This window comes from Facilibium subflavum, from assembly GCF_003574485.1.
Classification (GTDB): domain Bacteria; phylum Pseudomonadota; class Gammaproteobacteria; order Francisellales; family Francisellaceae; genus Facilibium; species Facilibium subflavum.
In genome coordinates this window covers 1-1,616 of sequence record NZ_QLIT01000178.1, presented here as the reverse complement: position 1 = coordinate 1,616, position 1,616 = coordinate 1, and the positions used below count along the sequence as shown (strand labels likewise).

General features: G+C 38.5%; 2 protein-coding genes. Both read left to right on the top strand.

Annotated elements, in window-relative coordinates:
* Nucleotides 1-217 precede the first annotated feature (217 nt).
* Nucleotides 218-1,345 (top strand): CRISPR-associated endonuclease Cas3'', encoded by a 1,128-nt coding sequence (locus DNK84_RS10355; protein WP_119344440.1) that lies wholly within the window; start codon nt 218-220, stop codon nt 1,343-1,345.
* A 40-nt stretch (nt 1,346-1,385) separates the two neighbouring features.
* Nucleotides 1,386-1,616, top strand: a 231-nt coding sequence (locus DNK84_RS14680) for a hypothetical protein (protein WP_208123305.1), incomplete at its 3' end; no start/stop codon positions are given.

Genomic DNA, 1,616 nt, shown 5'->3' with positions numbered 1-1,616 from the left:
GCCAGAAGCGGAAAATGAGTTGGGAGAAGTTCAACAAATATATTGAACGTTACCCACTACCGCAGCCACGAATCACACATGATTTTTATACTTTAACAGGTTCAGTGAGTTAAGTTGAAGAGCCGTATGTGGGAAATCTACAAGTACGGTTCTGTGAGGGGCATCATGCTTTCTCACATTATGTTTAAAATTTAAATTATAAATAGGAGAAACAGAGATGTCTACTCGACAAAAATTACCAATAGAAACGGGAAATTTGCTGGCAAATACACGCTCGCAAGCATTAAGTAAGCATTTGTTTGCAGTCGGATTTGTTGCCCGCCAATTATTGGAAACGCTGCATATCGACAACCCGAAATTACAGCAAGCTGCTTTTCTTGCAGGAATTCTTCACGATATAGGAAAAATTGACCCGGAATTTCAAAACTGGGTAAATAAAAAAATGGGAAAAATACCGGAGAGTTTTATTCCCGAAGACGGTGTTCATATTGACGCACCTGCAAAGTTTTCGTTTGAAAAACACCCAAGGCACCATGAGCTGTCATGGGTTTTAGCTGAGAATTTACTGGCTGGTTGTTCACTAAATGCTACACAGAGGGTCCAGATAGCTCATGGTATTTATTGGCATCATACTAAGCCCTTCAGAAAAGAAAAAGATGATAAATTTACAGAGCCAAGAGCTATTTACGAGATTTTTAAAAAGTCTCTTATAAAAGATAAATTTGATGACATTTACAAAAAGACCCTGGCTGTTCTTGAAGACATAGTTAATTTAGCTGAAAAGTTTGAAATGCAAAATTCTATCCCTGATTTCAGCAAGTCATTTAGTTCCATACCTGACTCCTTCCCTGCTTACAAGAAATATAATAAATGGGCGAATGAGCTAAAAGAGTTTCAAGCAAGTGTTCGAGAGAATGCGCTGAATAACTTGGTTAGGGCAGCAGTGATTAGTGCAGATCGTTTGGTATCAGGCTGTTCACTGGATGATTTGGAAGAATACCTTGCTGAAGGTACATTGGTAGAGCTCCTTGATAAGGAAATCTATCAGAATAAAAGTACTTTACAAACAAACATTAAACAATGTCTTCAGGGCTTTGAAGCTTCTTATCCCAATAGTGAACGAAATACAGCGCAAAGTCAGGCAGCTAAGTCACTGGCCGATTTAAAAAAAATTGCGGTAATCAATGAAACAGCCAGTATTGGCGTCCTTCAAGGGCCAGCAGGTTGTGGAAAAACTAAGATTGCTCTTGAGTGGGCATTGAACACTGATGCGGAAAAAATTATCTGGGTTTGTCCGCGCGTACAGGTTTGCCTTGGTTTACTGCATGATTTGACTGCAGATTAATGGCACTAAGTTAAGGAAAAATATGAACATATTGTAGAATTTGATTGCAACGCCGCACCTATTGCATATAAGATACTTTTCGCAAAAAACCCATCTTAAACAAAAGATTGGCGATGCTAGTATCTTTAACAGCTTTTTTCATTCAAGTCACCAAAAACATATTATTTCTGACCTGAAAAACGGTAAAAAATTACCCTTTAATAAAATATTGTCCGTGGAAAACATTCGTAAACATCTCCAGACACCCCAAGGCAGAGACAGCCCGATTACC